Source organism: Comamonas sp. SCN 65-56, assembly GCF_001724135.1.
Lineage (GTDB): Bacteria > Pseudomonadota > Gammaproteobacteria > Burkholderiales > Burkholderiaceae_C > Comamonas_C.
On sequence record NZ_MEDS01000048.1, the window covers coordinates 1 to 5,499 of the forward strand.

5 protein-coding genes are annotated in these 5,499 nt (G+C 59.7%); 1 reads left to right on the forward strand and 4 read right to left on the reverse strand.

Features of this window, described 5'->3' with window-relative positions:
• The coding region (radC, locus tag ABS45_RS17490) for a DNA repair protein RadC (RefSeq protein WP_291558248.1) at nucleotides 1–394 on the forward strand (394 nt) is incomplete at its 5' end.
• Nucleotides 395–699: 305 nt separating this feature from the next.
• Here the strand turns inward: radC and ABS45_RS17495 are convergent.
• The 4 genes from ABS45_RS17495 to ABS45_RS17510 all read right to left on the reverse strand — a co-directional run bounded on the left by ABS45_RS17495 (nucleotide 700) and on the right by ABS45_RS17510 (nucleotide 5,416).
• The gene (locus tag ABS45_RS17495; RefSeq protein WP_291558251.1) at nucleotides 700–1,410 is read right to left on the reverse strand and encodes a MobA/MobL family protein; all 711 of its coding nucleotides are present in this window, start codon (nucleotides 1,408–1,410) and stop codon (nucleotides 700–702) included.
• A 314-nt stretch (nucleotides 1,411–1,724) separates the two neighbouring features.
• A complete protein-coding gene (locus ABS45_RS17500) occupies nucleotides 1,725–2,918 on the reverse strand; it encodes a restriction endonuclease subunit S (protein ID WP_291558254.1) in 1,194 nt (397 codons plus the stop codon).
• Nucleotides 2,911–4,545 (reverse strand): class I SAM-dependent DNA methyltransferase, encoded by a 1,635-nt coding sequence (locus ABS45_RS17505; protein WP_291558257.1) that lies wholly within the window; start codon nucleotides 4,543–4,545, stop codon nucleotides 2,911–2,913. The genes ABS45_RS17500 and ABS45_RS17505 overlap by 8 nt, the downstream gene beginning before the upstream one ends.
• 10 nt (nucleotides 4,546–4,555) lie before the next feature.
• Nucleotides 4,556–5,416 carry a hypothetical protein gene (locus ABS45_RS17510; RefSeq protein ID WP_291558260.1) on the reverse strand — a complete coding sequence of 287 codons (861 nt, stop codon included), beginning with the start codon at nucleotides 5,414–5,416 and terminating at the stop codon, nucleotides 4,556–4,558.
• Between the last annotated feature and the right edge of the window lie 83 nt (nucleotides 5,417–5,499).

Consider the following 5,499-nt stretch of genomic DNA (forward strand, 5'->3'; position numbering starts at 1 on the left):
TGGCGTCCGGATGCAGCGGGGCGAGATGTTCACCGACCCACAGGTCGTGTGCCGCTACTTCCAGGACAAGCTGGCGGGACAGGAGCGGGAGGTGTTCGCCGCTGCCATGCTGGACACGCGGCACCGACTGATCAGCTACGTGGAACTGTTCTACGGCTCCATCGACGGGGCCGAAGTCCATCCGCGCGAGTTGGTGAAGCAGGCCCTGCGCTGCAACGCCGCTGCCGTGATCGTGGCGCACAACCACCCCTCGGGCGACGTGACGCCATCGGCGGCAGATCGCGCGGTGACGGAGCGGCTTAAGCAAGCACTGCGGCTGGTGGACATCCGGCTGCTGGACCACGTCATCGTGGGAGGGCGGGACATCGTGAGCACGGCGGCGATGGGGTGGTAGCTGGATATAAATCTTGTCGAGGATATGGATCGACCAGCGGAGTATTCCGAGCTGACGCGGACAGGACGATGGTGTGTGTCAGGACTGCTGGAGTCCGCCCGAGGTGAGCGCTTCGGTGCTCCCCTTGGAAAGGCGGCTTGCCCATCTTTTTTTGCTTCGTGATACAAAATCCATGCTATTCGCGCTACTCGTAGCACGAATAGCGCAAAGCAAAAGGCGGTGCAGCCACCGGAACCCCAATAATTGGCCGGAAGGTGTGGGCAAGTCGAGGAGCAGCCTAAAGCCCTTTCTGCTGCCGTGCGGGCTCAATGTTCCCCGCGCTGCTTCTTGACGTAGGCCGCGCGTTCTTCTGTCGTCATCTTTCGGATCCTAGCTGGACCCAAGTACTTTTCTGGCGCTCGAGTGATCCCGCGTTCCCGAAGCGAGCGATGGTCGACGTGCAGGGCGTGACCATGCTTAGCCAAAGCTGCATTGATCTCGTCGGCGGCGGCCTTTCGTTGCGCGGTCATATGGCCATGGAGCGCCTGCGGGGCCTTACCGCCGCTGTCCTTGCGGCAGCCTCCCTTCTCCGGGTGTGCCGGGTTGTAACGCTTGAACATCTGTTCCGGCGAGCGCTCGATGCCGTCCGGGAGCCTGTCGCAGATGACGATGTGGACGTGGGGATTGAGCTCGCCCTGCAGCGAGGTTCGCGACAGGTGCAGCGCGAACTGGAACGGCTTGATTCCCGCAAGTTGGCGCGCTTGCCGCCAGGCAAGATCGATGAGTTGTTCCACCGTCAGCACGTTCGGAAGCGAAATCGTGTAGGAGCGGAAGATCGATCCATTCCTGCGCTCGTGCTGGTCGGCGGCCTTCCACAGCAGCATGGGGTTGTCCGCGGCGAAAGACGGCATGTTGCCGTGGCCGGTCGTAACGAGGTCATTGCGAGCCGCGTAGTGCCCATCGCGAGTGATGTAGGCCAGATGATTGGCAGCTGTCCCGTGTTTGCCGCTAGTGATTCCGAAATGTAGAGATTCCATGATGGGTTAACCCTTTCGTGAGCATGAAAAAAGCCAGCGAGGTTGGCCTCGCTGGCTCGGTGGTGGTTCAGCAATTTTGTGGCGCCTAGGGGAAACGGTTAGTGCACGTCGGCAATGCCCCTACGGCAGATGTCTCAACTGCCGACCAATGAGCAACTAGTATGAGCTCAGTTCAAATGCACCCTTCTTCCATAACGTATGTCTGCATCAGTATTTTTTTTACTAGGACCAGTCATTGGTTGGCTGGAAGCAATAGAGCAGTTCATAGATGGAAGCGCGGCGGCTCAACTAGTCACAACTGGGAGTAGTGCGCACTACATGTCAGCGGGCTTCACTTGGCCGTTCATTAGCAGGGGGAGCAGCCAATCGCGTAGCTGGGTGAGTTCCATGTTTTCAAGCTCAGCGATCTGCTGTCGTTGCACGATGTGTTCGATCTGGCGGCAGAAGGCATCGACGACTGCTTTACTCGGAAGAACTGCGCGCACGGACTTCAGCACGCCCGAGGAGATTTCCACAAAGGTCGATCCGGAGGCGTACTGGATGATCGTTGGCAGCGATCTTTCGACGGTGTAGTAAACAAATGAAGTGCCGTAACCCTTCGACGGCACGAACGACTTGAATCCCTGATTCGTGGTTACCGGGTTGAGCGCGATGGCCAGATAGCCAACCGGTGCACGGGAGCTCATCAGCACGGTGCCTGCCGGGTACAACGTCAGCGAGGCGCTACGCTTGCCGGCTTCGGACACGTCCGTTTCGCCCCTGGCGATGAACTTGTTGCCCTTGTTGTTGGACAAGTCCTTCGGGGTGATCCACGGAATCAGGTCCTTGCCGAAATGCTCCGGGTTTGCGGTCGAAGGCGTGCTGCCGCCCACGATCTGACCGAGATCGTCCAGCGATCCAGCTCCCCATCCCGCCGGAATCTCCCGCCTCAGCGTCTCGTTCCAGACCATCTTGCCGCCGCTGGTCTTGTAGGGCCGACCTTTGGCATCGGGGAAGTCGAACTGCACGAACCAGTAGTCGTAGATCGTCTTCGCCAGCGCCTCCAGCTCGGCGTTGATGCGATTGTTGAGGTCGATCTTCGCGTCAAGAATGGAGAGAACGGCGGCAATATTCTTCTGCGCTTCCTTGTCCTTGATGACTGGAATTTTCAGTTCATGCAGATCGTTGCGATTAACGCCAGGAACCGTGCTCTTGTCGCCGGTATCCATTCGGCCTAGACAGGAGAGTAGGTAATAGACGTATTTCGGCAAGTTGCCCTTGAAGTCGGTGACATACAGGGCGGTGTTATGCGGCCAGTACTTGCCATTGTAGTAGTGCATTTCACCGAGAGTGCCGTATCGGCCCGTGACCACGCCTTCGCCCGCAACTTTGTATTCGTCGTGATAACCAGAAATTCCCGCGGAACTAATCACCGGAAACGGACCAATCCGGCGCGTCGATTCAGGCAGGTCGTAACCGCGCTTGAAATTCACGACATCTCCGAGCCGAGTCGCAACAGGCTTAGCCACGGATCAAAGCTCCGAGCGACTTGGCAATCGTCTTCTCCAACTTTCTTGACTCAGTAAACATCGCATCAAGCCGCGCGTTAAAACCTTCCACCTTCTTCGCAAACTGCTTCGGCGTAATAGGCTCGTATGCGATCTTCATATCGAAATACTGACCCGCACTCAGCGAGTAGTTCTTCGCGGCGATTGCGTCGAAATCCACCACTACCGAGAAATCCTCCACCGCCTCGCGCGCGTTGAAGGTGTCCACGATCCGCTGTTCCTCGTCGTGGCTCAGCAGGGTCTTCTGGTTCTTGCCTTCCTTGACCTTCTTGCCCAGCGCCGAGGCATCGATCAGCACCACGCTGTCGTGCTGGCCTTTGTCAATGAACAGGATCGACACGTTGGTGCCGGTGGTGGCGAAGATGTTGCTGGGCATGGAAACCACGCCAGCAATCCACTTCTCTTTCACCAACTTCTCGCGGATCTTCAGTTCGATGCCTTGCGCCGCGGTGATGAAGCCGGTGGGCACCACCACCGCGGCCTTTCCGCCCGGCTTGAGGCTGGCCATGATGTGCTGGATGAACAAGAGGTAGACCGCCATCTTGTCCTTGGCCTTGTTCGGCACCTTGGGAATGCCGGCGAAGAACCGCGTGCGGTTGGCGTCGCTGTCCAGGTCGTCGCGAAAGTCGCTGAAGTCCATCTTGAAAGGCGGATTCGACACGATGTAGTCGAACTGCTTGAGCGCTTTCCCGTCCTTGTGGACCGGATGCAGGATGGTGTTGCCCTGGGTGATATTCGGGATGCTGTGCACCAGCTTGTTCAGCACCAGGTTCAGTCGCAGCAGGCTGGACGATTTCTGCGAGATGTCCTGCGACCAGATGCTGCAGCGCGTCTCTCCGATGGCATGGGCCAGCGCCATCAGCAGGGTGCCGGACCCGGAGGCCGGGTCATAGCAAGTGACGTTTTTGACCTTGCCGCGTTGGCCCTGCGGCACCAGGATGTCGGCCATGATGGTGGCCACCGCATGCGGGGTGTAGTACTCCGCGTACTTGCCGCCGTTGTCCTTGTTGTAGTCCTTGATCAGGTACTCGAACAGCGCGGCGTAGAAGTCGTATTTTTGCTCGAACAGCCGCTCGAAGCTCACCCCGGCCAGCTTGTTGAACAGTGCGCGCACGAAGCCATCGCGCTTGTCCGCACTGCCGGTGACGTACTCGCTCAGGCGGTCGAACAGCGGCACCTTCTCGCCGTCGTCGGTTTTCACCGCAAAGATGTCGGCGTTGGCGACGGCAATGGCGATAAGGGTGTCGTCGAACAGTCGCGCGAAGCCGGGCTCGGCCTGGCGATTGAACAGGCTGGGGATCAGCTGCTCGGCGGTCAACACTGGGGTCTCCGCCGACAACTCGTCCTTCAGGTCCTGGCGTTTGCCCTTGGGCAGCTTCTGCCACGCGGCGATCCAGTCATCTGCGTGCGCCAGCCTCGGCTCAAGCCGCTTCATTTCATGCGCGAACTTGTCGCAGAGCAGCTTGTACAGGAAGGTCTGGACGATGATCTTGTATTCGTTTCCATCGTTGCCCAGGCCATTGCTGGCGCAGACGGCCTTGAGGCCGTCGATCAGGTCACGGGTCTGTTGCTGGTAGCTGGGTGTCATTCGGCAAGGCTCAGAAGGGCAAGTGGCCCTGGGATTCGTTGAGGTATTCGTTAACCAGCAGTTGCTGGATCATCTGTCGGGTCGACGCATCCGGCTCGGGCGGGCTATCGCGGAACCGATGCATCACGATGGGCATCACGGTGCGCCCGAAGAAGGCCGGGTTGCCCAGCAGTTCGCGGTTGCCAAGCACCGCCTCGTCCACGTCGTGCTTGATGCCGCTCAGCGCTGCGTGCAACCGGGTCTGGCTATCGCCAAGCCGGCGCGACTCCAGTAGCCGCTTGTGCACGCGCATCAGCTTGGCATCGCCGCTGTAGCGGGTGGCCAGGTTGGCATTGGCGTTATTCAGATGGCGCGTGCGCCGCTCGATGTCGCGCAGCGTCACGATGTTGTCCTGCATCTCCTGCTGGCCCACTTCGCTGAGCTTCTTGGCCTTGAACAGGCGCTCCAACTCCTGGCGCAACGCGATCCAGGCCGGGTCTTGCGGGTCTTGCGTGGATGCCAGCGATTCGCGCGTGCGGCGCAGAACCTCTTTCAGCTCGTCGGCCAGTTTCAGTTCGGCCTCGCCCACCTTCTCGAACCTGAAGACCACATCCTCCAACGCCTGGTTGAGCAGGCCGGAGGTATCGTTCGCGTCATCCAGGTGCCGCTTCAGGTTGAGCGCGGCGAGCGCGTTGCGCGCTTCGTTGTGCAGCGTGCCCAGCCTGTTAAAGTCCAGCAGGCCGGCCAGTTCGGTAAATCCGCCCAGCCGGATCAGGTTGTGCAGCTCGCGCGCCGTCGCCAGCGCCCTGACCACGGCGCGCAGCTGGTCGATATCCGTAATGTTGCCGACCTGCTGCGAGAACAGCTCGGCATCGTCGTGACCTGCCCCCACTGAGCCGTACCACTCGAAGCTAGGTAGAGTCCGTCATCCAGAGAGGACGGACATGCGCAAGAGTCGCTTCACCACGGAACAGA